At 65.1% G+C, this 24,301-nt stretch carries 19 protein-coding genes, 1 rRNA gene and 1 other RNA gene; 2 read left to right on the top strand and 19 right to left on the bottom strand.

Translation table 11 applies throughout. From position 1 onward, the window contains the following. Window positions 1-166: 166 nt before the first annotated feature. The 15 genes from ftsZ to rnpB all read right to left on the bottom strand — a co-directional run bounded on the left by ftsZ (window position 167) and on the right by rnpB (window position 18,133). The gene (gene ftsZ / locus AC6LJW_RS12645; RefSeq protein WP_008160099.1) at window positions 167-1,351 is read right to left on the bottom strand and encodes a cell division protein FtsZ; all 1,185 of its coding nucleotides are present in this window, start codon (window positions 1,349-1,351) and stop codon (window positions 167-169) included. Window positions 1,352-1,538: 187 nt separating this feature from the next. After that, the gene (gene ftsA / locus AC6LJW_RS12640) at window positions 1,539-2,765 is read right to left on the bottom strand and encodes a cell division protein FtsA (protein WP_056569291.1); all 1,227 of its coding nucleotides are present in this window, start codon (window positions 2,763-2,765) and stop codon (window positions 1,539-1,541) included. A 4-nt stretch (window positions 2,766-2,769) separates the two neighbouring features. Next, on the bottom strand, window positions 2,770-3,594 hold the full coding sequence (locus AC6LJW_RS12635; RefSeq protein ID WP_056569294.1) for a cell division protein FtsQ/DivIB: 825 nt from the start codon (window positions 3,592-3,594) through the stop codon (window positions 2,770-2,772). A 12-nt stretch (window positions 3,595-3,606) separates the two neighbouring features. Beyond that, window positions 3,607-4,557: a D-alanine--D-alanine ligase gene (locus tag AC6LJW_RS12630; RefSeq protein WP_175139415.1), complete on the bottom strand. Its 951-nt coding sequence runs from the start codon at window positions 4,555-4,557 to the stop codon at window positions 3,607-3,609. Then, window positions 4,554-5,960 (bottom strand): UDP-N-acetylmuramate--L-alanine ligase, encoded by a 1,407-nt coding sequence (gene murC, locus AC6LJW_RS12625; RefSeq protein ID WP_056569300.1) that lies wholly within the window; start codon window positions 5,958-5,960, stop codon window positions 4,554-4,556. Before murC ends, AC6LJW_RS12630 begins: the two co-directional genes overlap by 4 nt. Then, window positions 5,957-7,033, bottom strand: a complete 1,077-nt coding sequence (gene murG, locus AC6LJW_RS12620; protein ID WP_427987439.1) for an undecaprenyldiphospho-muramoylpentapeptide beta-N-acetylglucosaminyltransferase — start codon at window positions 7,031-7,033, stop codon at window positions 5,957-5,959. The genes murC and murG overlap by 4 nt, the downstream gene beginning before the upstream one ends. After that, window positions 7,030-8,223: a putative lipid II flippase FtsW gene (ftsW, locus tag AC6LJW_RS12615; RefSeq protein ID WP_056569306.1), complete on the bottom strand. Its 1,194-nt coding sequence runs from the start codon at window positions 8,221-8,223 to the stop codon at window positions 7,030-7,032. Before ftsW ends, murG begins: the two co-directional genes overlap by 4 nt. 55 nt (window positions 8,224-8,278) lie before the next feature. Next, window positions 8,279-9,811 (bottom strand): UDP-N-acetylmuramoyl-L-alanine--D-glutamate ligase, encoded by a 1,533-nt coding sequence (gene murD, locus AC6LJW_RS12610; RefSeq protein ID WP_056569309.1) that lies wholly within the window; start codon window positions 9,809-9,811, stop codon window positions 8,279-8,281. Further along, the gene (gene mraY / locus AC6LJW_RS12605; RefSeq protein WP_056569311.1) at window positions 9,808-10,977 is read right to left on the bottom strand and encodes a phospho-N-acetylmuramoyl-pentapeptide-transferase; all 1,170 of its coding nucleotides are present in this window, start codon (window positions 10,975-10,977) and stop codon (window positions 9,808-9,810) included. The genes murD and mraY overlap by 4 nt, the downstream gene beginning before the upstream one ends. After that, window positions 10,967-13,822 (bottom strand): bifunctional UDP-N-acetylmuramoyl-L-alanyl-D-glutamate--2,6-diaminopimelate ligase MurE/UDP-N-acetylmuramoyl-tripeptide--D-alanyl-D-alanine ligase MurF, encoded by a 2,856-nt coding sequence (murF, locus tag AC6LJW_RS12600; protein WP_427987443.1) that lies wholly within the window; start codon window positions 13,820-13,822, stop codon window positions 10,967-10,969. Before murF ends, mraY begins: the two co-directional genes overlap by 11 nt. Next, window positions 13,819-15,549: a peptidoglycan D,D-transpeptidase FtsI family protein gene (locus AC6LJW_RS12595; protein WP_056569317.1), complete on the bottom strand. Its 1,731-nt coding sequence runs from the start codon at window positions 15,547-15,549 to the stop codon at window positions 13,819-13,821. The genes murF and AC6LJW_RS12595 overlap by 4 nt, the downstream gene beginning before the upstream one ends. Further along, window positions 15,546-15,839: a cell division protein FtsL gene (ftsL, locus tag AC6LJW_RS12590; protein ID WP_056569320.1), complete on the bottom strand. Its 294-nt coding sequence runs from the start codon at window positions 15,837-15,839 to the stop codon at window positions 15,546-15,548. Before ftsL ends, AC6LJW_RS12595 begins: the two co-directional genes overlap by 4 nt. Then, entirely contained in the window at window positions 15,839-16,936 is a 1,098-nt protein-coding gene (gene rsmH, locus AC6LJW_RS12585) for a 16S rRNA (cytosine(1402)-N(4))-methyltransferase RsmH (RefSeq protein ID WP_056569324.1), read from the bottom strand. The genes ftsL and rsmH overlap by 1 nt, the downstream gene beginning before the upstream one ends. 7 nt (window positions 16,937-16,943) lie before the next feature. Beyond that, entirely contained in the window at window positions 16,944-17,372 is a 429-nt protein-coding gene (mraZ, locus tag AC6LJW_RS12580; RefSeq protein ID WP_056322651.1) for a division/cell wall cluster transcriptional repressor MraZ, read from the bottom strand. Between the two features lie 355 nt (window positions 17,373-17,727). After that, window positions 17,728-18,133, bottom strand: an RNA gene (gene rnpB / locus AC6LJW_RS12575) — RNase P RNA component class A. A gap of 127 nt (window positions 18,134-18,260) precedes the next feature. Here rnpB and AC6LJW_RS12570 point away from each other — a divergent pair. Next, on the top strand, window positions 18,261-20,087 hold the full coding sequence (locus tag AC6LJW_RS12570; protein WP_498087468.1) for an ATP-binding cassette domain-containing protein: 1,827 nt from the start codon (window positions 18,261-18,263) through the stop codon (window positions 20,085-20,087). A gap of 106 nt (window positions 20,088-20,193) precedes the next feature. On the opposite strand, the gene pyrC is transcribed toward AC6LJW_RS12570, so the two are convergent. Continuing rightward, the gene (pyrC, locus tag AC6LJW_RS12565) at window positions 20,194-21,273 is read right to left on the bottom strand and encodes a dihydroorotase (RefSeq protein WP_056569548.1); all 1,080 of its coding nucleotides are present in this window, start codon (window positions 21,271-21,273) and stop codon (window positions 20,194-20,196) included. Then, window positions 21,269-22,462 (bottom strand): M20 aminoacylase family protein, encoded by a 1,194-nt coding sequence (locus AC6LJW_RS12560; protein WP_056569330.1) that lies wholly within the window; start codon window positions 22,460-22,462, stop codon window positions 21,269-21,271. Before AC6LJW_RS12560 ends, pyrC begins: the two co-directional genes overlap by 5 nt. Before the next feature lie 147 nt (window positions 22,463-22,609). Between AC6LJW_RS12560 and AC6LJW_RS12555 the strand changes: the two genes are divergently transcribed. Beyond that, complete coding sequence (locus AC6LJW_RS12555; RefSeq protein WP_006217453.1) at window positions 22,610-22,888, top strand: SWIB/MDM2 domain-containing protein; 279 nt, start codon at window positions 22,610-22,612, stop codon at window positions 22,886-22,888. Window positions 22,889-23,377: 489 nt separating this feature from the next. Here the strand turns inward: AC6LJW_RS12555 and AC6LJW_RS12550 are convergent, their stop codons facing one another. After that, window positions 23,378-23,743 (bottom strand): DUF4870 family protein, encoded by a 366-nt coding sequence (locus AC6LJW_RS12550; RefSeq protein WP_199778249.1) that lies wholly within the window; start codon window positions 23,741-23,743, stop codon window positions 23,378-23,380. Window positions 23,744-23,904: 161 nt separating this feature from the next. Then, window positions 23,905-24,017, bottom strand: a 5S ribosomal RNA gene (gene rrf / locus AC6LJW_RS12545). Window positions 24,018-24,301 lie beyond the last annotated feature (284 nt).

The raw sequence follows: 24,301 nt of genomic DNA, 5'->3' as shown, positions 1-24,301 counted from the left end.
TGTCCGATCCTTGCCGCCATTCAAACTGGCGCTCAGACCGACCGAAACCTCCGTCCCTTATTTAACGTGCAAGGGAAACACGGACCGCTCTGCCTCCGGCTCGCCCGTGGGGACAGGCGAGCCGGAGATGAGGGAGTGCAGTTAGAGCCGTTGACCGGCTCTAGGTTCAGTCCGCCTGCTTACGCAGGAAGGCCGGGATGTCGAAATGATCCATCCCCGAGCTTTCCAGCGCGCGCACCTGGGCCGACGCCTGGCTGCGCGGATTGCGCATGACAGACGGCATGTCCAGATTGCGGTAATCACCGCCTTGACCGGCCGGCATCGTGCCCATGGGCATGTTGTCGGTGCCGGTGCGCAGCACTTCAGCGGTGGTCTGCACCAATTGCGGACGGGCTTGCGCGCGGCCAAGGCCGGTTGCAACCACCGTGACACGCAGGTTTTCGCCCATGGACTCGTCGTAGGCGGTGCCGAAGATCACGGTCGCGTCGTCCGAAGCGTAGCTGCGGATCGTTTCCATGATTTCGCGCGTTTCGCGCATCTTCAGCGAGCGGCTGGCGGTGATGTTGACCAGCACGCCACGCGCGCCGTTCAGATCCACGCCTTCCAGCAGCGGGCAAGCAATGGCGTGCTCGGCGGCAACACGTGCGCGATCCGCGCCCGATGCCGACGCCGTGCCCATCATGGCCTGGCCCTGCTCGCCCATGATCGTCTTGACGTCTTCGAAGTCGACGTTGACGTTGCCTTCGACGTTGATGATTTCCGCGATACCCGCGCACGCGTTGTGCAGGATGTCGTCGGCCGAACGGAAGCAGTCTTCCTGCGTCGCGTCCTCGTCCATCAGTTCATAGAGGTTCTCGTTGAGCACCACGATGAGCGAATGCACGTGCTTGGCCAGTTCCGAGATACCGTCCTCGGCCATCTTCAGGCGCTTGTTGCCTTCAAAGGTGAAAGGCTTGGTGACCACGCCCACGGTCAGGATGCCCAGTTCCTTCGCCACTTCGGCCACGACCGGACCTGCACCGGTACCGGTGCCGCCGCCCATGCCCGCGGTGATGAAGACCATGTGCGCGCCGTTCAGCGCGGCGCGGATTTCCTCACGCGCGGTTTCAGCCGACGCGCGTCCCTGCTCGGGCTTGGCGCCCGCGCCAAGGCCGGTCCGGCCCAGGCGGATCTGCACCGGCGCATTGGTTGCCGCCAGCGCTTGCGCATCGGTATTGGCGCAGATGAAATCCACCCCGTGCACACCGCTGCGAATCATGTGCGCCACGGCATTGCCGCCCGCACCACCCACACCAACGACCTTGATTACGGTCCCTTTGGTGTTGTTCTCAAGCATCTCAAAGTTCATCATGATGACTCCCTCACAAGTCCGATTTTGCAAATCACAAAAATTCCCCGACAACCTATCTTTTGTGAATCGCCTCAAAGCCGACGCCGGCTACATAGGCCCGCCACGGGTTTGAGACGCCTCCTCTTTCTGGCGCTCCCCGCAAAACTGCCGCGGTTCGCACCAAGGAGCAGGCCCCAACCTGCACCCTTTAATTCATAAACCACTCCTTCATGCGCGCAAGCAGGCTCTTGAAGTTGCCCGTCTGCGCAGCCACCTTGCGGCCGCGCACACGCTGCATGCGCGCTTCCTGCAGCAGCCCCATCACCGTCGAGAAGCGCGGATTGCGCATCACGTCGGCAAGGCTGCCTTCGTACTCGGGCACCGCCACGCGAACCGGCTTGAGGAACACGTCCTCGGCCAGTTCGATCATGCCGGGCAGCTGCGCGGATCCGCCGGTCAGGACCACGCCGGAAGCCAGCAGGTCCTCGTAGCCGGAATCGCGCACCACCTGTTGCACCAGCGTGAACAGTTCTTCGACGCGCGGCTCGATCACCGCGCCCAGCGCCTGGCGCTTGACCTGGCGGGGGCCGCGGTCGCCTAGGCCCGGCACTTCCACGGACTCCTCCGGGCTGGCCAGCACCTGCTTGGCGACGCCGTAGCGCAGCTTGATTTCTTCGGCATCGGGCGTGGGCGTGCGCAGCATCGCCGCGATGTCGTTGGTGATCTGATCGCCGGCGATGGGCAGCACGGCGGTGTGGCGGATTGCGCCGCCGGTGAAGATGGCCACGTCGGTCGTGCCGCCGCCGATATCGACGAGAACGACGCCCAGTTCCTTTTCGTCAGCCGTCAGCACGGCCAGGCTGGAGGCGAGCGGCTGCAGGATCAGGTCCTGCACTTCCAGGCCGCAGCGGCGCACGCACTTGACGATGTTCTGCGCGGCGCTGACCGCGCCTGTCACGATGTGCACGCGCACTTCCAGGCGCAGGCCGCTCATCCCGATGGGTTCGCGGATGTCTTCCTGGCCGTCGACGATGAACTCCTGCGTCAGCACGTGCAGCACCTGCTGGTCGGTCGGGATGTTCACCGCCTTGGCGGTCTCGATGACGCGGGCGACGTCGGTGGCGGTGACTTCCTTGTCCTTCACGGCGACCATGCCGCTGGAATTGAAGCTGCGGATATGGCTGCCGGCGATGCCGGTGTAGACGTCTCGAATCTTGCAATCTGCCATCAGCTCGGCTTCTTCAAGCGCGCGCTGGATGGAATTCACAGTGGTCTCGATATTGACGACCACGCCCTTGCGCATGCCGCGCGATTCGTGCTGGCCCAGGCCTAGCACTTCGAAGCGGCCTTCAGGCAGGATTTCAGCCACCACAGCCACCACCTTGCTGGTGCCGATATCGAGGGCGACGATAAGGTCCTTGATGTCACGGGTCATGGCGTTAGCGTTTCTTGGGAGGTTTCGGTGTGGATTTGGATTTGGTTTCCGACGCGGGCAACGGGGCCAGCGCCAGGGCGAAACCATTCGGATATCGCAGGTCGGCCTGCGTGATGGAACGCCCTTCCAGGCGTCCCGCCACGGTGGGCCACGCCTGCACAAAGCGTTGAATACGAGCCGCGAACGGCAAGGCGCCGGGCAGGCCATGCGGGTCCGGCGCATCGGCGCCCGGATCGCGGCCAAGGTCCAGCAGCATGCCGTTGGAAAGCACGACGCGCCAGGCGTAACGCGGGCTCAGTTCCAACTTTTCCACATGCATGTCCAGCGGCGCGAACCAGCGCGCCAATTCGGCATAGCGCTGCACGACCAGCGCCTCCGTGCCGTCGGGTCCGGAGAACTGCGGCAGCACCGTATCGTCGTCCACCTCGCCCGTGTTGGCCGTGAACGCCTCGCCCCAGGTGTTGATCATCTGGTTTTCGTTCCACAGCGCCAGGGGCTGCTGCTCTTCGATGCGCACGCGCAGCACGTTCGGCCAGATCCGCCGCACGGTGGCATGCCGGACCCACGGCACCGATTCGAAGATCTCTCGCGCGTCGTCCAGGTCCACCGTGAAGAAGTTGCCCTTCACGCGGCCCGCGATCGCCGAGCGCACGGCGCCCGTCGACACGTAGTGCAGCTCGGTGTCCGGCATTGATTCCAGCTCGATCGCCGACAGCGTGAAATACGGACGCTGCGCTACCCACACCACGCCCGCGATGAGCATGGCGGCAACCGCCAGCACGGCGAGCGTGTTGGCGATCAGGTTGGTAGTACGAGCGTCGTTCCACACGGAGTATCCAGGTCAAGCGTTGCGGGCGTGGCCGTGCACCTTGCACGAGGCCTCGGACAGGATGGCCACGCACAATTCTGCATAGCTGATCCCCACGGCCTTCGCAGCCATGGGCACCAGGGAGTGGCCGGTCATGCCGGGCGAAGTATTCATTTCAAGCAGCCAGGGCCGGTTGTCGGCATCGAGGATGAAATCGGCGCGGCCCCAGCCTTCGCAGCCCAGGGTCTGATACGCCTTGACGGCAATCCGCGCGACTTCTTCAGCGACGTCCGCGGGCAAGGCGGCCGGGCAGAAATACTGCGTGTCGTCGGAGAAATACTTGTGTTCGTAGTCGTAGTTGCCGCCTGGCGCCGCGATCTCGATCACGGGCAGCGCGCGCGCCGCCTTGCCCGAGCCCAGCACGGCCACGGTCAGCTCGCGTCCGGTGATGAACTGTTCGGCCAGGACCTCGCTGTCGTACTGCGCGGCCGCGGCGTAGGCTTCCTTCATGTCGGAGTAGCCGACGACCTTGGTGATGCCCACGGTCGAGCCCTCATGCGGCGGCTTGATGATTAGCGGCAGCTGCAGGCGGTCCGGAACCAGGCGCAATTCCGTATCCGCGTCCAGCACTTCAAAGTCAGGCGTGGGCAGGCCGTGCTGCAGCCAGATGCGCTTGGTCATGGTCTTGTCCATGGCCAGTGCCGAGGCCATCGGGCCGCTGCCGGTGTAAGGGATGCCCAACAGTTCCAGCGCGCCCTGCAGGGTGCCGTCTTCGCCGTAACGGCCGTGCAGCGCGATAAACACGCGGTCAAAGCCTTGATCAGCCAGCTCGGCAAGACTGCGCTCGCCGGTGTCGAACAGGTGCGCGTCCACGCCGGCGCTGGTCAGCGCCTCGTGCACGCCCTTGCCGGACATGAGCGAGACTTCACGTTCGGCGGACCGGCCGCCGTACAACACACCCACCTTGCCGAATTGCTTGCTCATGCCAGCTCTCCCACCTGGGCCGGGACCTTGCTGATCGAACCCGCCCCCATCACGATGACGACGTCGCCATCGCGCACAAAATCCACAACGGTCTGCGGCAGTTCCGCCACGTCTTCCACAAACACCGGCTCGACCTTGCCGGCCACGCGCAGTGCCCGCGACAGCGCGCGTCCGTCGGCCGCGACCAGCGGGGGCTCGCCCGCGGCGTAGACCTCGGTCAACAGCACCGCGTCGGCGGTGCCCAGCACGCGCACGAAATCCTCGAAGCAATCGCGCGTCCGCGTGTAGCGGTGCGGCTGGAAGGCCAGCACGATGCGGCGGTCGGGCCAAGCGCCGCGCGCCGCGGCCAGCGTTGCCGACATTTCGACCGGATGGTGGCCGTAGTCGTCGATCACCGTGAAGGTACCGCCGCCATGGTTGGCCGGCACCGGGAATTCGCCTGTCTGGGTGAAGCGGCGGCCCACGCCCTTGAAGGAAGCCAGCGCCTCGCAGATGGCGGCGTCGGACACGCCCAGCTCGGTCGCCACGGCAATCGCGGCCAGCGCGTTGCGCACGTTGTGCAGGCCGGGCAGATTCAGTTCGACGTTCAGCGGCGGCAGCAGCGTGTCACGGTGGGTGCGCTGCACGTTAAAGCGCATGCGCGTGCCGTCCGGCCGCACTTCATACGCCCGCACCTGCGCGTCCTCGTTCAGGCCGTAGGTCGTGATGGGACGCGACACGAACGGCATGATCTCGCGCACGTTCGCGTCGTCCGAGCACAGCACGGCGCTGCCATAGAACGGCAGGCGCTGCGTGAACTCGATGAACGCGCTCTTGAGCCGCGCCACGTCGTGCCCGTAAGTGTCCATGTGATCCGCATCGATATTCGTCACGATGGCCATCACGGGCAGCAGGTTCAGGAACGAGGCGTCCGACTCGTCGGCCTCGACCACGATGTAGTCACCCTGCCCCAGTCGCGCATTGGCGCCCGCCGAATTCAGCCGGCCGCCGATCACGAACGTGGGATCCAGGTCGCCCGCCGCCAGCACGCTGGCGACCAGGCTGGTCGTGGTGGTCTTGCCGTGCGTGCCGGCCACGGCGATGCCGCGCTTCAAGCGCATCAGCTCGGCCAGCATGATGGCGCGCGGCACCACCGGGATGCGCGCCGAGCGCGCCGCGATCACTTCGGGGTTGTCGCCCGCCACCGCGGTGGACGTGACGATGGCGCTGGCGCCCGTGACGTTGCTGGCGGCATGGCCGATCGCGATCTTCACGCCCAGCGCGGCCAGGCGGCGCGTCACCGCCGACTCGTTCAGGTCGGAACCGCTGATGTCGTAGCCCAGGTTCAGCAGCACTTCGGCAATGCCGCTCATGCCCGAACCGCCGATGCCTACAAAATGGATATGTTGAATTCTGTGTTTCATGATGAACGCCCCGCTGCTTGTTCACAGACGTCGGCGATATGGGCGGCCGCGTCGGGACGCGCATGCGCGCGGGCCCGGACGGCGACAGCCTCGAGTTCTTGTCGGGTGCGCTGGCTCAGCCAGTCCGCCAGCCACTCGGGCGTCATGGCGGTCTGCGGCTGCAGCCAGGCGGCCTGCGCATCGCTCAGGAAGCGCGCGTTGGCGGTCTGGTGGTCGTCGATGGCGTGGGGGAACGGCACGAACAGCGCCGCGACGCCGGCGGCCGCCACTTCGGACACCGTCATGGCGCCCGCGCGGCAGATCAGCAGATCGGCGTCGGCCATGGCGCCCGCCATGTCGTCGATGAAGGCGCGGCAGTCGGCTTGTACTCCCGCCTGGGCGTACGCCTGCTGCAGCGCCGGCAAATGTTGTTCACCGGCCTGGTGGACGACCGTCGGCCGGTGGCCGAGCGGCAGACGCGCAAGCGCCTGCGGCACGGTGGTATTCAAGGCTTGCGCCCCCAGGCTGCCGCCCACCACCAGCACGCGCAGCGGGCCGCTGCGGCTGGCATAGCGTTCGGCGGGGTCCGGCAAGGCGCACAGGTCGGCGCGCACCGGATTGCCCATGGCTTCGCCCTTGGGCAGCACGCCGGGGAATCCGCTCAGCACGCGGCGCGACATCTTCGCCAGGCATTTGTTGGCGGTGCCAGCGACGGCATTCTGTTCATGCACGACCAGCGGCGTGCCGCGCAGCGCGGCAATCACGCCGCCCGGGAACGCCACGTAGCCGCCCATGCCCAGCACCACGTCGGGGCGCACATCGGACAGCCGCGACCACGCTTGGGCGAACGCGCGCAGCAGCAGGAACGGCAGCTTGAGCAGCGCGGACGCGCCCTTGCCGCGCACGCCCTGGAAGTGCAGCGGCACCAGCTCGATGCCGCGCGGCGGCACGAGGCGGCCTTCCATCTTGTCGGGATTGCCCAGCCACAGCACGCGCCAGCCGCGCGCTCGCAGCACATCGGCCACGGCGAGACCCGGCATGATGTGGCCGCCGGTGCCGCCGGCCATGATCAGGATGGTGCGGGCGGCGGTCATACCCGTCCTCCGCGCATCATGATGCGGTTTTCCACGTCGACCCGGATCAGCATGGCCAGCGCGCATAGGTTCATCACCACGCCCGAGCCGCCGTAGCTCATCAGCGGCAGCGTCAGGCCCTTGGTGGGCAGCAAACCCAGGCACACGCCCATGTTGATGAACGACTGCACGCCAAACCACATGGCCACGCCGTGCGCGACCAGGCCGGCGAACGTGCGCTCCATGGCGATGGCCTGGCGGCCGATGTCAAAACCGCGATAGACGATGAGAGCAAACAGCGAAATCACCAGCATGACGCCGGCAAAGCCCAGTTCCTCGCCCACCACCGCCATCAGGAAGTCGGTGTGCGCCTCGGGCAGGTAATGCAGTTTTTCGACGCTGGCGCCCAGGCCCACGCCGAACCATTCGCCGCGGCCCAGCGCAATCAGCGAGTGCGAAAGCTGATACGCGCTGCCGTAGGCATTGTCTTCGTTCCAGGGATCCAGGTAGGCGAACAGACGCGCACGGCGCCACGGCGACAGCCAGATCAGCATCAGGAACGTGCCCACCAGCACGGCGAGCAGGCTGCTGAAATACTTGCCGTTGATGCCGCCCAGGAAGAGGATGCCGATGGCGATGGCGACGATCACCATGAACGCGCCCAGGTCGGGCTCGAGCAGCAGCAGCATGCCAACGCCGGCCAGCGCGAACGCCATCGGCAGGAAGCCGCGGGCAAAGGCCTGCATGTGCTCCTGCTTGCGAACCGTGTAGTCAGCCGCGTACAGCAAGGCGGCAAGCTTCATCAGTTCGGACGGCTGGAAGTTCAGCGGACCCAGCGGGATCCAGCGGTGCGCGCCGTTGACTTCGCGGCCGATGCCGGGAATCAGCACCGCCACCAGCAACACCATCGTCACCACGAAAAGCGGCACGGCCAGGCGCTGCCAGACCCGGATGGGGATCGCCAGCACCACGGCGGCCCCAACCAGGCCCGCGCTTACAAAGAGACCGTGGCGGATCACGAAGTAATAGCGGCCATAGGACGCATAGCGCGGACCGTCGGCCAACGCGATCGACGCCGAATACACCATCAGCAGGCCGAGCAGCAGCAACGTCGACGCCGCGATCACGAGCGGCATGTCGAAGTTGCGCATGCGGGTACGGCCGGGCCGTACGGCATTGACGCTGGCGGTGAGGTCGGCGATCAGGCTCATCGTGCGGCCTCGGCGCCACGCGTCACGGAATTTGCCCAGGAGGCGGCGTTGCGGTTCATGCCACCTCTCCACGGTCGCGGGCCAGGTCTTCGACCTCTTCCACGAACACCTGCCCGCGATGCGGGTAATTGCGGAACATGTCCAGGCTGGCGCAGGCCGGCGACAGCAGCACGGCGTCGCCTGGCTGCGCCAGTTCGGCCGCGCCGCGCACGGCGTCGCGCAGGGTCTCGACAGTCAGGCACTTGACGCCGGTCGGCGCCAGCACGCGGCCGATTTCCGGGCCATCCAGGCCGATCAGCATCACCGCGCGCGCGTGGCGCGAGACCACGGGGATCAACGGCGAAAAATCCTGGCCTTTGCCCTGGCCGCCTGCGATCAGCACCACTGGCTGGCCCAAGCCTTCCAGCGCGGCCACGGTGGCGCCCACGTTGGTGCCCTTGCTGTCATTGATGTAGTCGACGCCACCGATCGTGCGCACAAACGCGGCGCGATGCGGCTCGCCCGCGTAGTCACGCAATGCGCGCAGCATGGCGCCCCAACCCAGATCCAGGCAGCGGGCAAGCTGCAATGCAGCCAGCGCGTTCAGCGCGTTGTGGATGCCCCGGATGCGCAGTGCGTCCACGGGCATGAGCCGGCTCATGCGGCCCTTGGCGCGCACCGGTTCGGGCGCGTCCTTCTTGCGCCGCGTGGGCGGCGCGGGCTCGTCGAAATCGTTGGACTCGCAGGCCGTCAGCCACGCCACGCCCTGTCCCAATTCAAGACCCATGTCGCCCACCAGCTCCGGCACATCGCGGCCAAAGCTGCGCACGTTCATGGCGTTGAGCGACGACACCATATCGACGGTCATCGGATCGTCGCGATTGACGATGGCGACGCGCGCCATCTTCAGAAGGCGTCCTTTGGCATCGGCATAGGCCTGCATGCCGCCGTGCCAGTCCAGGTGATCCTGGGTCACGTTCAGCACGACAGCCGCGTCGGCCATCAGCGTGCGGGTGGTTTCAAGCTGGAAGCTGGACAGTTCAAGCACCCACACCTGCGGCAGCGCGTCCGTGTCCAGCGCGTCCATCAGCGCGGACAGCGCCGCGGGGCTGATGTTGCCGGCGGCGATCACCGTCAGGCCGCTGGCGTCGACCAGTTGCCGGGTCAACGCGGTGACGGTGGTCTTGCCGTTGGTGCCGGTCACGGCGAGCAGTTTTGGGCGGTATTCGCGGTCGGCGGCCAGATCCGCCAGCGCGCGGGCAAACAGTTCGATCTCGCCGACGACTTCAATGCCGCGGGCCTCGGCCTCGCGCAGCACATCGGCGGCGGGCGCCTGCGTGGGCGCCAGACCCGGACTCAGCACAACCTGCGACACGCCGTCCAGCAGATCGGTGGCAAACGACTCGTCGCAGCCCAGGCGGTATTCCACTTCGTTTTGCGCCAACGCTTCGCGCAGCGCGGCCAAGCCTCCCGGTTCCGCGCGCGTGTCGGCCACGCGCAAGCGGGCGCCCTGTCGGGCGCACCAGCGTGCGGCGGCGACACCCGTCTCGCCCAATCCGAGGATCAGCACGAGCGGCGCGTCAGCGCGGGAGGTTTCCATCATGTTCATCGCAACTTCAGCGTAGAGAGGCCAATCAGCACCAGCATCATGCTGATGATCCAGAAACGCACGACCACCTGGGTTTCCTTCCAGCCGCCCACTTCAAAGTGATGATGCAACGGGGCCATTCGGAAAATGCGTCGACCTGTTCCATAACGTCGCTTCGTGTACTTGAACCAGGTCACCTGGATCATCACCGACAGGGTCTCGACGACGAACACGCCGCCCATGATGAACAGCACGATTTCCTGGCGCACGATGACCGCGATCGTGCCCAACGCGCCGCCCAACGCGAGCGCGCCGACGTCACCCATGAACACTTGCGCCGGATACGCGTTGAACCATAAAAATGCGAGCCCCGCGCCCCCGATCGCCGCGCACAGCACCATCAATTCCGATGCGCCGGGAATGTACGGGAACAGCAGGTACTTCGAATAGTCCACGCGGCCGACCACGTAGGCGAAGATGCCCAGCGCGCTGCCGACCATCACGGTCGGCATGATGGCCAGCCCATCCAGCCCGTCGGTCAGGTTCACGGCGTTGCTGGTGCCGACGATCACCGCCCAGGTCAGCGCCACGAAACCGAGCACGCCCAGCGGATAGCTCACCGTCTTGAAGAACGGCACGATCAGGTCGGCGCGCGTCGGCAAGGCCATCGTGAAACCGCTGCCCACCCAGGCCTTGAACAGAGGCCACAGTTCAGTGTTGGCGGGCGCGGACACCGCGAACGCCAGATACACCGCGGCCACCATGCCGATGGTGGCTTGCCAGAAGAATTTTTGCCGCGCCGGCATGCCTTCGGGGTCGCGGTAGACCACCTTGCGGTAGTCGTCGCGCCAGCCGATCCAGCCAAACCCGAAGGTGACCAGCAGCACGACCCACACGAAGCGGTTGGTCCAGTCCGCCCACAGCAAGGTGCTGATGGCGATGGAGATCAGAATCAGGACACCGCCCATGGTCGGCGTGCCGGTCTTGACCAGATGCGTTTCGGGGCCGTAGGTGCGCACAGCCTGGCCGATCTTCATTTCGGTCAGCTTGCGGATGACGCGCGGACCGGCCACCAGGCCAATCACCAGCGCCGTCGCGCACGCCAGCACGGCGCGCAGGGTGATGTATTCGAACACGCCCAGCGCGCGAACATCGTCGGAAAGCAGGCGGGCGATCTCAAGCAGCATGCTGCTCTCCCTGCCCCGCGGCTGCCGTACCGTCATTCAAAGAAAAAGCCGTCACTACCCGCTCCATGCGCATAAAGCGCGATCCTTTTACCAATACGCAGGACGGGCGCAAGCCGCGCAAGGCGGCAACGACTTCGTCTACCGATGCGCAGGCGTGCGCGCCAGGACCGAATGCGGCGGCTGCCGCCCGGCTGGCTTCGCCTAGCGTGATGAATGCGTCGAGCCCATGCTCGCGCGCGTAATTGCCCACCTCGACGTGCATGGCCGGGCCGTTGTCCCCGACTTCGCCCATGTCGCCCAGCACCAGGGCGCGCGTGCCGCCGATACGCGCAAGCACATCGATGGCCGCGCGAACCGAATCGGGGTTGGCATTGTAGGTGTCATCGATGAGCAACGTTCCGTCACTCATTCGCTTGTGCTGCATGCGTCCGGCCACCGGGCTGAATCCGGCCAGCGCACGCACCGCGGTCTCGAGCGGCGCCCCCGCGGCAATGGCGCTGGCGATGGCGGCCAGCGCGTTGCGCAGGTTGTGCAATCCCGCCACCGGCAGCATCAGGTCGGCAACGCCGACCGGCGTCACGACACGGCAGCGCGTGGCGTCCACTTCCGCAATGATCTGTTCCGCGTAGACGTCCAGGCCAGGCTGCAACCCGAACCGCAGCACGCGGCGCGGCGCTGCCAGCGCATCCCAGATGGCCGCGTAGGGTTCGTCACCCGGATACACGGCGACACCATCGGCCGGCAACGCGGCAATCGCGGCGCCGTTCTCGTGCGCGACCGCCTCGACGGTGTGCATGAATTCCTGATGCTCACGCTGCGCATTGGTGACGAGCGCGACGGTCGGCGCGGCAATGGCGGCAAGCTGCGCGATTTCGCCGGGATGGTTCATGCCCAGCTCGAACACGGCGGCACGATGCCCGGCCCGCAGGCGCAGCAAGGTCAGCGGCACGCCGATGTCGTTGTTCAGATTGCCGGCCGTGGCCAGGCGCCCTGCTTCGCCCTGCCATTCGGCGAGCATCGCGGAGATCATTTCCTTGGTCGTCGTCTTGCCATTGCTGCCGGCCACCGCCACCACGGGCAACGTAAACCGGGCGCGCCAGGCAGCGCCGATGCGCGTCAGCGCCACGCGCGTATCGCCCACGACAAGCTGCGGCAGTCCGGCATCGGCAACACGGTGCGCGACGAGCGCGGCGCAAGCGCCGCGCGAGGCGGCCTGATCCAGGTAATCGTGCGCGTCGAAATTCTCGCCTACCAGCGCAACGAACAGCTCTCCTTCGCCGATGCGGCGCGTATCGGTGGACACGCCCGGCGTCTGCTGCAGCAGCAACGCCACACGCGCCCATTCACGATCATCGAAAGGCAGCTTTTCGCCGCCGATGTCCTGGTAGGTTTCGTGCCCCTTGCCCGCCAGCAGCACCACGTCTTCCGGCGAGGCCGCCCAGATCGTCTGCAGGATGGCGCGCGCGCGGTCGACTTGCACGTCTGCGTGCGCCGCTTCGGGAACGCCGGCCAGGATCTGCTGAACGATCGCCTCGGGCGACTCGGTACGCGGGTTGTCGCTGGACACCACCACGTGGTCGGCCAGTTCCGCAGCAATCGCGCCCATCACCGGGCGCTTACCCGGGTCGCGCTCGCCGCCGCAGCCGAACAGGCAGATGAGGCGGCCGGAACGCGCCGTGGCGACGGCACGCAGCGCCAGCAACGCGCGGGACAACGCGTCCGGCGTATGCGCGTAATCCACGACCACCAACGGACCGCGCGCCGTGTGCGCTGGCAAACTGACTGCCGGTTCAACGGTCTGCAGGCGGCCATCGACAGGATCCGTCGCCGCCAGTTCGCGCGCAATCTGCGCGAACGGCAGGCCCAGCTTGTACAGCACGCCCGCCACCAGCAGCAGGTTCGAAACGTTATGCGCTCCCAGCAGACGCGTCACGATCTGGGCTTCGCCATGCGGCGACACCAGCGTGAAGATCTGCCCCTGCGACGTGGCCTGCAGGTCGCGCGCGCGCATCGCGGCGGGGATCGCGGGATCGTCGCTCAGGCTGTAACCCATTGGCGTCACGCCGTCCGGCAGGCTGGCCAGCATCCGGCGCCCCGCCTCATCGTCGGCATTGATCACCGCGGCGCTCAGGCCGGGCCAGCGGAAGAGGCGCGCCTTGGCCGCTTCGTAGCGTTCCATCGTGACGTGATAGTCCAGATGGTCGCGCGTCAAATTCGTGAAAGCGGCCAGCGCCACGCGCACGCCATCCATGCGGCCTTGCTCGATACCGATCGACGAGGCCTCCATGGCCACGGCCTTCGCGCCGGCGTCGCGCATCGCGGCCAGCGTGCGGTGCACGGTCAGCACGTCCGGCGTCGTCAGGCTGCCGCCCAGCGTCTGACCGTCGGGCAGCACGGCGCCCAGCGTGCCGATGGTGCCGCAAGCCTTGTCGTTGCGGCTCAGCGCATGGGCAATCCATTGCACCGAAGAAGTCTTGCCATTGGTGCCGGTCACGGCAACCACGGCCAGCGCGGCCGACGGCCTGCCATACCAGGTGTCGCCCAGTTCGCCCAGCAGCGAGCGCAGGCCCGTCACGGCAAGCATCGGCGTGCCGGCCGACGCGGCTTGCACGGCATCGGTGGCGGGCGCGTCGAACAGCACCGCGCTGGCGCCCAGCGCCAACGCCTTATCTATATAGAGACGGCCATCGCTCGACAGTCCCGGGCACGCGACGAACACGTCGCCCGGCTCGATGTCGCGCGAGTCCAGTTTGAGATGCGCGGTCAACGACACGCGCTCATGCAACCACGCCACGGTCTCGGCAACCGTGGCGACAGGGGAAGAGAGGAAGCCGTTGGCGCTCATCTGCCTGGCTCCTTGATACCAGCAACAATCGTGGATTCAAACGGTGCGTCGGGCCGCACCCCCATCAGCCTCAGGCTCCCCCCCACGATATGGGAGAACACTGGCGCGGCAATGGCGCCGCCGTAATAACCGCCGATCGTCGGTTCGTCGATGGACACGGCCACCACGATCTTGGGATCCGACACTGGGGCAAAACCCACATACGAGCTGCGGTACCGTTGCGTGCTGTACTTGCCGTCCACGATCTTGCGCGCGGTGCCGCTCTTGCCCGCTACGCGGTAACCCTGCACCTGCGCGGCCTTCGTGCCATCGGGACCGGTGGCGGCCTCCAGCATGGCGCGCACCAGCGCGGTCGTCTTTTGCGAGTAGATCTTCACGCTGGTCGGATCGCTATCGCGCTTGACCAGGGTCAGCGACACCATGTCCCCGTTACGTGCAAAGACGGTATAGGCGCGTGCCACTTGCAGCAGCGACACGGACAGGCCGTAGCCATAGGCCATCGTGGCCTTTTCAATCAGGCGCCAGCGTTCCCACGGACGCAGACGGCCGGGTGCGGCGCCGGGGAATCCCACTTGCGGCGCCTGGCCGAGGCCCAATTCGGTGAAGCGGTCCCACATTTCGCGGGATTCCAGCTTCTCGGAGATCATCGTCATGCCGATGTTGCTGGACTTGCGCAGCACACCCGCCACGTCCAGCGTGCCATTGCGGCTCACGTCGCTGATCGTGCTGCCCTGATACGTGAACCGGCCGTTGCCCGTCTCGAACTGCGTCGACGTGCTGATGCGGCCCAGGTCCAGCGCCAGCGCGGCGGTAAAGGGCTTCATGATGGAGCCCGGCTCGAACGTATCCGTGATCGCCTGATTGCGCAGATTGGCGCCATGGAAGGTTTCGCGATTGTTCGGATCGAAGGTCGGCACGTTGGCCAGCGCCAGGATCTCGCCCGTGTGCACGTCCACGACCACGGCCGTCGCACCCTTGGCGCGGTGCTTGTCCATGGCGTCCTTCAGTTCCTTGAACACCAGGTACTGCAGGCGCGTGTCGATGGACAGGCGCAGGTCGCGGCCGTCCACCGGCAACGTGACGGCCTGCACGTCTTCGATGACGCGGCCCAACCGGTCCTTGATGACCCGGCGGCTTCCCGGGCGTCCGGACAACTGCTGGTTGAACGTCAGCTCGACGCCTTCCTGGCCTTGGTCTTCGACGCTGTTGAAACCCACCACGTGGGCCATCACGTCGCCGTCGGGGTAGTAGCGGCGGGTTTCAGGCTGCTGGTGCACGCCGGGCAGACCAAGCTGCTTGATCTTGTCGGCCACGTCCATCGAGACCTGGCGCTTCAGATAGACGAAGTTCTTGTCCTCGTCCACGAGACGGCGGCGCAAATCACCCGCAGGCGTGTCCAGCAGCTTGGCCAGCGAGTCCAGCTGCGCGGGCGTGGCCTGCTTCACGTCTTCCGGAATTGCCCAGATGGCGCGCGCCGGCACACTCGATGCCAGCACCGCGCCATTGCGATCCATGATCTTGCCGCGCGTGGCGGCCAGCGTCAGCGTGCGCTCGTAGCGGCGCTCGCCCTGCTGCTGCAAAAACTCCGTCGACAATCCTTGCAGGAACAGCGCGCGGCCGGCCAGCACGGTGAATCCGCCAAACAGCAGGATCAGCACCAGGCGCGCGCGCCACGTGGGCAAGCTGCCGCGCAGCACGGGATTGTCGAAGAAGGGCACGCGCTTCATTGCGTGCCTCCGGCAGCCGCGGGCACGGGCGCCTGATTCATATATAGCGTGCGGTCCGGAACGATGGGAATCATCTTCAGACCGTCGCGCGCAATGGCGTCGACCCGCGCATTGCGGGCCAGCTCGGCGCGCTCAAGCTGCAGGCGTCGCCAGTTTGTTTCGAGGTCGCGCGCATGCGCCTGATCGCGGCCCAGCTCCACAAAGAGCTGGCGCGACTGATACCGGCTGGTGACCAGGGAAATGGCCGACAGCATCAGCAAAGCCGCAACGATCAGATTGACGCGACCCATCAGCGGCGCCCTCCCTTACCGCCACGCCGGGGCGGCGGGACGAGGTCGCTGCCGGGCAGCGAGCCGATCTTCACAAACGCAAAGCCGCCTTCGGCAGGCAGCGGCGTTTCGGTGCGCTCGGCCGCACGCAGAATGGCGGAACGGGCGCGGGCGTTGGACGAGACCTCATCGTCCTCGGCCACGACCTTGCCGAGGGACCGCACCACGGGTTGGGGCATTTCGCTTTCGCGCAGGGGCAGGCGTGCATGCGCGGCAGCCGGCCTGGCCGCCGCCGCGATGCACTGCTTGACCATGCGGTCTTCAAGCGAATGAAAGCTGATCACCGCCAACCTCCCCCCCGGGGCAAGCAGGTCTAAAGCTGACGCGAGGGTGCGCGCGAGCTCTTCGAGTTCCCGATTGATGTAAATCCGTAAAGCTTGAAAGGTGCGTGTGGCCGGATGTTGCCCCTTTTCGCGCGTGCGGACGGCGCTGGCGACGCACTCGGCAAGCTCGAGCGTGGTGCGCAGCGGCCTTGTTGCGCGGCGAGCAGCAATCGCCTTTGCAACCTGAAAAGCAAACCGTTCTTCGCCATAATCCGCTATGACCTCCCGCATCTCATCCACACTGGCTTGCGCCAGCCAATCCGCCACCGTGGGACCACGAGTGGTGTCCATCCGCATATCGAGCGGGCCGTCTCGCATGAACGAGAAACCGCGCTCGGCATCGTCGATCTGAGGCGACGAAACGCCCAGATCCAGCATCACGCCATCGACCTTGCCGATGCCGCGCTGCTCCAATTCTTCGGCCATGGTGGCAAAGCCTCCATGTACCACCGTGACCCGCGCATCTTCGGCCGCCAGCGCGTTGGCGACCGCAATGGCCTGCGGGTCCTTGTCAAACACAACCAGCCGGGCCTGCTTGCCCAAGCGGCCAAGCAACTCGCGGCTGTGGCCGCCCCGGCCGAAAGTGCCGTCGACAAAGACGCCGCTTTCGATCCGCGTAGCCACACCCTGCCCATCCTGCGGCTGCGACCGAGCCGCGCCCTTGCCGCCAAAACCGGGCAGCAAAAGCGCGTCCACCGTCGGCGCCAGGAGGACGGGCCGATGTTCGAATTCCATAACTCTTTCAGAACGAAAACTGGTTCAACACGTCCGGCATACCCTTGGCCAAGTCTTCAGCCTCGCGGCTTGCCAGGGTAGCGGCGTCCCACAGCTCGAAGTGAGAGCCCAGACCGAGCAGCATCACATCGCGCGTCATACCGGAAGCGTTGCGCAGTTCAGGAGCGATCAGGACCCGGCCGGAGCCGTCCAGTTCCACGTCCTGAGCGTTGCCCAGCAACAGCCGCTGCAGCGCGCGGGCCGTCATCGGAAAAGCGGCGATCTGCTCGCGCTTCTTTTCCCATTCCGGTCGCGGGTACACCAGCAGGCAGCCGTCGGGGTGGCGGGTCAGGGTCAGCCGGCCTTCGGCCTGCGACATGAGCGCGTCACGATGCCGGGTCGGAATGGAGATCCGTCCCTTGGCATCCAGCGTGAGCGCGCTGCTTCCCTGAAACACCACTTTTACCCCACTTAATTGCACAATTTCCTACTATTTCCCACTCTACGGTATGGGACAGGGGCGGTCAAGCGAGCGGTTGCAATTTTTTCAATCACAACAAGGACTTAGATCAACTTGTAAATTCGCAAAAAGAAAAACCCCCTAATAAATCAGGAGGTTGCGACATACTCTAAATGTCCTACTTCAGAAGTAGCGGCTAACGGTGCGACTTACCGTCTGGGGCCCGCCCGATCCTTCAAATTGGCGAGGCATCCTGCCGGATGGGCGCCCCTGAAAGCGGAAATGCGCTGGCGGGGAGCACGCCAGACGGCCGCGCGGCCTCTTCCTGATCCGCGCGCGCCGTGGGAATTCAATGCAAGACGGGTCTATAGGCCGGATTCTGTACACCAGGTTGCCCTGGCGGACGATCATTCCTCTGCGCGGATCATTGCTGAGCCGCTGTAGCCATCTACCCGCATGCTCGGACGGAGCCGCCCTTCACGGCCGTGAGGCCGCACGCATGCCTATTTGATGTTGCTCCGGATAGAGGTTGCCGCGTTTCACCCTGCGATGCCGACGCCCGTTGCCGGACGGCGCAATACGGAGATGGCCGTATCAGTGCGCGCAAAACGCGCCCGCGCCGCAGTCTCGTCTCTGTGGTCCTATTCCTCAGCCGTGCCCGAAGACACGACCGGACGGCCGTTAGCCGTTACCCTGCCCTGTGGAGTCCGGACCTTCCTCGATGAGCTCGCGCCCACCGCGATCGTCCAACCCGCCTTGCAGGCCGTATTCTATTACAGCCGCCCGATCTGTCCCCGGGGACGGCCAGCACCGGCTCGAACAGTACCTCGGGTTCCTGCGACAATACGCGCTGATCCGCTTAGATGCCGCAGACACCAACACTACATGGCCCTCGAAACTCTCATCACCCTGACCGACGTTCAGCTCGCGTACGGACACCATCCGCTGCTGAACCATGCCGACTTCGCCATCCAGGCCGGCGAGCGCATCGGCCTCATTGGCCGCAACGGCGCAGGGAAGTCCTCGCTCCTCAGATTGCTGGACGGCCGCACGCAGCCCGATGACGGCGCGATCTCGCGCAGCTCCAGCCTGCGGGTGGCCACCGTCGAACAGGAACCCGAACTCGACGACAACGCCACGGTCTTTGATGTCGTGTGCAATGCGGACGGCGACCACGAAGACTGGCAACGCCCCTCCCGCGCACGTGCGGTCCTGGAAAAGCTGGGTCTGCCCGCCGACGTGCAGATCGCGGGGCTATCTGGCGGCACGCGCAAGCGCGTCGCCCTCGCCCGCGCCCTGATCGACGAACCAGATCTGCTGCTGCTCGACGAACCCACCAACCATCTGGACTTTGAAGGCATCGCCTGGCTGGAAGACATGTTGCGCACCTGGAAGGGCGCCGCCGTCATCATCACCCACGATCGCCGCTTCCTCGACGCTGTCACCACCCGCATCGTCGAACTCGATCGCGGACGCCTGCTCAGCTTTCCGGGCAACTTTTCGCAATGGCAGGAGCGTAAGGCCCAATGGCTCGAGTCCGAACGTCTTGAGCAAGCACGTTTCGACAAGCTCCTGGCGCAGGAAGAAGTCTGGATCCGCAAGGGCGTGGAAGCCCGCCGCACCCGCAATGAAGGCCGTGTGCGCCGCCTGGAAAGCCTGCGCGTGGAGCGCGCCGCGCGCCGCGAGCGCGTGGGCAATGTGTCGCTGGCGCTGGCCGAGGGCCAACGTTCCGGCAAACTCGTGGCGGAACTGGAGCACGTCAGCAAGCGCTTCGGCGACAAGATCGTCGTGGACGACTATTCCACCACCCTGCTTCGCGGCGACCGCATCGGCATCATCGGACCCAATGGCGCGGGCAAGACCACGCTGCTCAAACTCATCCTGGGTGAACTGCAGCCTGACAGCGGCGCGACGCGCCTGGGCACCAACGTTGCCGTCGCCTACTTCGACCAGATGCGCGCGCAGCTCGACGAAAACGCTTCGCTGGTCGACATCATCAGCCCGGGAAGCGAATGGGTAGAGATCGGCGGCGTGCGCAAACACGTCATGACATACCTGGGCGATTTCCTGTTCTCGCCTGCGCGCGCCGGCTCGCCGGTGCGCAGCCTGTCAGGCGGCGAACGCGCGCGTCTGCTGCTGGCTCGGCTCTTTGCCCGCCCGGCCAACGTGCTGGTGCTGGACGAGCCCACCAACGACTTGGACATCGAAACGCTCGAACTGCTGGAAGAGCTGCTGCAGGAATACGCGGGCACCGTGCTGCTGGTCAGCCACGATCGCGCCTTCCTCAACAACGTCGTGACGCAGACCATCGCCTATGAAGGCGACGGCCACTGGCGCGATTACGTGGGCGGATACGACGAATGGGTCGCGCAGCGTCCGGCACCTGTCGCCTCGCCGAACGACGCTGACAAGGGAGCGAAGCCGGCCGAAGACGGCGCCTCGCGTGCGAAGGCGGCGCGGACCAAGCCAGCCAAGGCGGGCAAGATCAACGCCTGGGACCTGCGCGAACTCGAAGGTCTGCCCGACGCGATTGCCGCGCTCGAGGCAAAACAGGCTGAGTTGGCAGGCCAGCTCGCAGATGGCAGTCTCTACCGCGATGCGCCGGCCGAGGTCGAGCGCATCAACGGCGAACTGGCCAAGCTGGAAGCCGAGCTCGAAAAGAAGTTCGCGCGTTGGGAACTCCTGGAAGCGCGCCGCGATGGCACGCTCTGACATCACTGCTATATATAGATAGCCCGCGCGGCGGCAAACAAATGGGGTGAACGGCACAGCCGCTCACCCCATTTTCATTGGTATGCGGCGCCAGCCGCGATTGCCTTCAGACGTGCGCGCGCCACTCGAGCGCCTCGCCGGCCGCCAGCGGAACCAGCGTCGTATCGCCGAACGCCAGTTCCTCCGGCACCAGGTACGTCTCGCGCGACAGCGTCAACGTGCCGGTGTTGCGGGGCAGACCGTAAAAGTCCGGTCCGTGGAAGCTGGCAAATCCCTCCAGCTTGTCGAGCTTGCCGACCGCCTCAAACGCCGTCGCATACAGCTCCATGGCGTGCAACGCGGTGTAGCAGCCCGCACAGCCGCAGGCATGCTCCTTCAAACCACGCGCGTGCGGCGCGCTGTCCGTACCCAGGAAGAATCGCGGACTGCCGCTGGTAGCCGCCTCGACCAGCGCAAGGCGGTGCGTCTCGCGCTTCAGGATCGGCAGGCAGTACCAGTGGGGACGCACGCCGCCCTGGAAGATCGCATTGCGGTTGTACAGCATGTGCTGCGGCGTGATCGTCGCGGCAATCGGGCCCTCGGCATCGCGCACGTACTCCGCGCCTTCCTTCGTCGTAATGTGTTCGAACACGACCTTCAGCGCCGGGAATGCGCGCCGCAACGGCTTCATCACGCGCTCCACAAAAATGGCCTCGCGGTCGAACACGTCAATCGACGCGTCCGTCACTTCGCCATGCACCAGCAACGGCATACCGCACTTCTGCAGCGCTTCCAGCGCCTTCGTGCATTTACCCAGCAGATCGGTCACTCCCGCATCCGAGTTGGTCGTGGCGCCAGCGGGGTACAGCTTGACCGCATACACCTGGCCGGACTCGTGCGCGCGCACGATTTCTTCAGCCGGCGTGTTGTCGGTCAGGTAGAGCGTCATCAGCGGCGTGAACGAATCCGGATTGACGCCCGTCTTCGCAAGCGCTTCCAGGATGCGGCCGCGATACGCCAACGCCTGCTCCGTGGTCGTGACCGGCGGCTTCAGGTTCGGCATGATGATGGCGCGGGCAAACTGGCGCGCCGTATCCGCAACCACGGCTTCCAGCGCCGCGCCGTCGCGCAAGTGAAGATGCCAGTCGTCGGGTCGGGTGATGGTGAGTTGAGTCGTACTTTGAGTAGACATGGAAGGCTTCTTAATCTGCCAGCGGCATGCCCCGTTCAGCCAGCGCGCAGAACATTGCGCTGCCAAGGGGAATGACGGCATCGTTGAAATCAAAATGCGGGTTGTGCAGCAGGCAGCCGGAATCCGCACCACCTTGGCCAAGACGGAAGTAGGCGCCCGGCTTGGCTTGCAACATGAACGAAAAGTCTTCGGACCCCATCGAGGGTACCAGGTCACGCACCACGTTTTCCTTGCCGATCATCTCGGTCGCGATGTCGGCCACCAGGTTGGCATGCTGTGGCGTGTTAAGGGTCGCGGGGTAAATGCGTTCGTACACGACTTCAGCGGTGCCGCCAAAAGCGCCTGCAATGGCGCTCACTAGCTCGCGCATGCGCGTTTCGACCATTTCCTGGACGGACTTGCGGAACGTCCGCACCGTGCCCACCATGCGCGCCTCGCGCGGAATCACGCTCATCGCACCGGGATGTCCGGCCTGCACCGAACCGATCGACAGCACCGCCGAATCCAGCGGATTCACGTTGCGCGACACGATGGTCTGCAACGCAGTGATGATTTGGCCGGCGATCGTCACCGGATCGATCGTCTGATAGGGATGCGCCCCATGACCGCCACGGCCCGTGATCAGGATCTCGAAGCGATCGGCCGCAGCCATCATCGGCCCCGGGTTGATGCCGATCGTGCCAGGCTTGAGGCCCGGCCAGTTGTGCAAGGCATAGATCGCATCGCAAGGGAACGTGTCGAACAAACCGTCCTCCAGCATGGCGCGCGCACCCCCGCGTCCTTCTTCGGCCGGCTGAAAAATCAACACGGCCGTGCCGTCGAAATTGCGGGTCTGCGCCAGGTACTTCGCTGCGCCGATCAGCACCGCGGTGTGACCATCGTGACCGCAGCCGTGCATCAGTCCCGGCTTGGTCGACTTGTGCCCGAACGTGTTGTCTTCCGTCATGGGCAACGCGTCCATGTCGGCGCGCAATCCGATCATGCGGCCGCTATCGCAGCGCTTGCCGCGGATCACGCCCACCACGCCGGTTTTCCCGATACCGCGGTGCACTTCGATGCCCAACGCTTCCAGCGCACCTGCGACGATGCCCGACGTTCGGACCTCTTCAAAACCAAGTTCTGGATGGGCATGCAAATCGCGCCGGAGCGCCGTCAATTCGTCATGAAAAAGCCGAATCGATTCCAACGGAGAACGTGCGTACATAGGACGTTACAGAATGACGTGAGAGAGGGGACGGTCGGTGCATTTTAGTTGCTACAGAGGATAAATGCCTTTGTCTTTACTGGAGAGACACGTTATGCTCCGGCCGCAGGACAATTTTTCCAACAGCCAGAGAAGGAGCGCCGCATTATGGCCACAACCTCCAAACCCGCGACCGCGCGCAAGCCGAACGCTGCATTCATGAAGCCGCTGACCCCCAGCGCCGAATTGGCCGCTGTCATCGGCTCGGAAGCCGTGCCGCGTACCGAGGTCACCAAGAAGATCTGGGAATACATCAAGAAGCACAACCTGCAAGATGCCAGCAACAAGCGCAACATCAACGCCGATGCCAAGCTGCGCCCGATCTTCGGCAAGGATCAGGTCACGATGTTCGAACTGACCAAACTGGTCAACGCACATCTGAAGTAAGCAGGCAAAGGGCGTACGGCGTACGTCCCTGCCTTTGGATTGTCGCGACGCCCTGGCTTACGGCCGGGCGAGCTTCACGCCACCACGCAAGCCCCTCCTCGCAGTGCCTCATATCCACGTTCGTGGACATCCCCGCTCGATTTCAATAGCGATATCCATCGCCTCACCGGCAGCACAGGTGCGCCTTCGCAAGCCGACACGCGGCATGCTCACGCAAGTCAACGTCCCCTCCATCAGGCTCGACGCTGATAGGCACGCACGCGGCGTCTGAATGCGTCCTACGCGTCCCACGAAACTGGACCGAAGGTTAGCGCCGCGCCATCCGTTCAACACGCGACGCCGGCGCCCTGTCTAATCCCATCGTTCACACGTCTCGCAAGAACGGATCACTAAGAACGGACCACGCCGGCGCACGCTTTCCGGATGCACACGAGCCGCATGCAAAAAGGCCGGCATCGATGCCGGCCTTCTCGAAGGTACTACCTGAACTCAGGCGTAGGACGTGGGCGCGGAGCCTTCCAGCAACGACAACCAGCCGCGTATCAGGCGATACAGCACCCACACGATGGTCGCCGCGACGCCGATCCAGCCGATGAAGATGAGAGTCGCGATCCCGCTGATGGCAAGCCACAGCAATGCCCACCAGAACGTACGCAGAAGCCAGTCGAAATGACCGGCGTAGACGGTGCCGGCAGCGTCCGACCGCTTGAGGTACATGAGCACAACAGCCGCGATCGTGGCAATGCCCAGAAATCCACTCGTCAGAAAGCCCAAGGCGTACAAGCCATAGGCCACGTGGGTCAACGTGCGAAGGTCCAATGTCGTACCGGGCACGGGGGTCTGGGGATCACTCACGATAACGCTCCAACGAATTGACTCGAACAATCTTACCGCACAAAGCCACCCCGCCCACGGGCGTTGTTATTTGGGCACATTCAGCATTGGCGCGGCTTGCAGGCCGATGACGCCCCAAAGACAAAGCCCCACCGGGTACCGGTGGGGCTTTGAGAATAAGAGCTTGACGATGACCTACTTTCACAGACGTCCGTCCACTATCATCGGCGCAAAGGCGTTTCACTGTCCTGTTCGGGATGGGAAGGAGTGGTACCACCTTGCTATGGTCGTCAAGCGTAGCTGCTTGAGCAATTGACACCAGGGTCAATCGTTCGAATCTTGGCTCTTACTTAGGTGCTGCTTAGGCACTGTTGGGTACTGCAAGGTATTGCAATGGGGACCTGGCGCTCACTGCCGCGGAAGGGTTCGTGCCTATCGCACAATCAACCTCCAGCGCGCCGGTCTGGTCTCTCACTAAAGACAAAACCCCGCAGGGGATACCTGCGGGGTTTTGAGCAATAAAAGCCTGACGATGACCTACTTTCACAGACGTCCGTCCACTATCATCGGCGCGAAGGC

Source organism: Achromobacter sp. 1012554356, assembly GCF_059760815.1.
The sequence above is the reverse complement of the archived record's forward strand: the minus strand, read 5'-3'. Positions and strand labels throughout refer to the sequence as shown.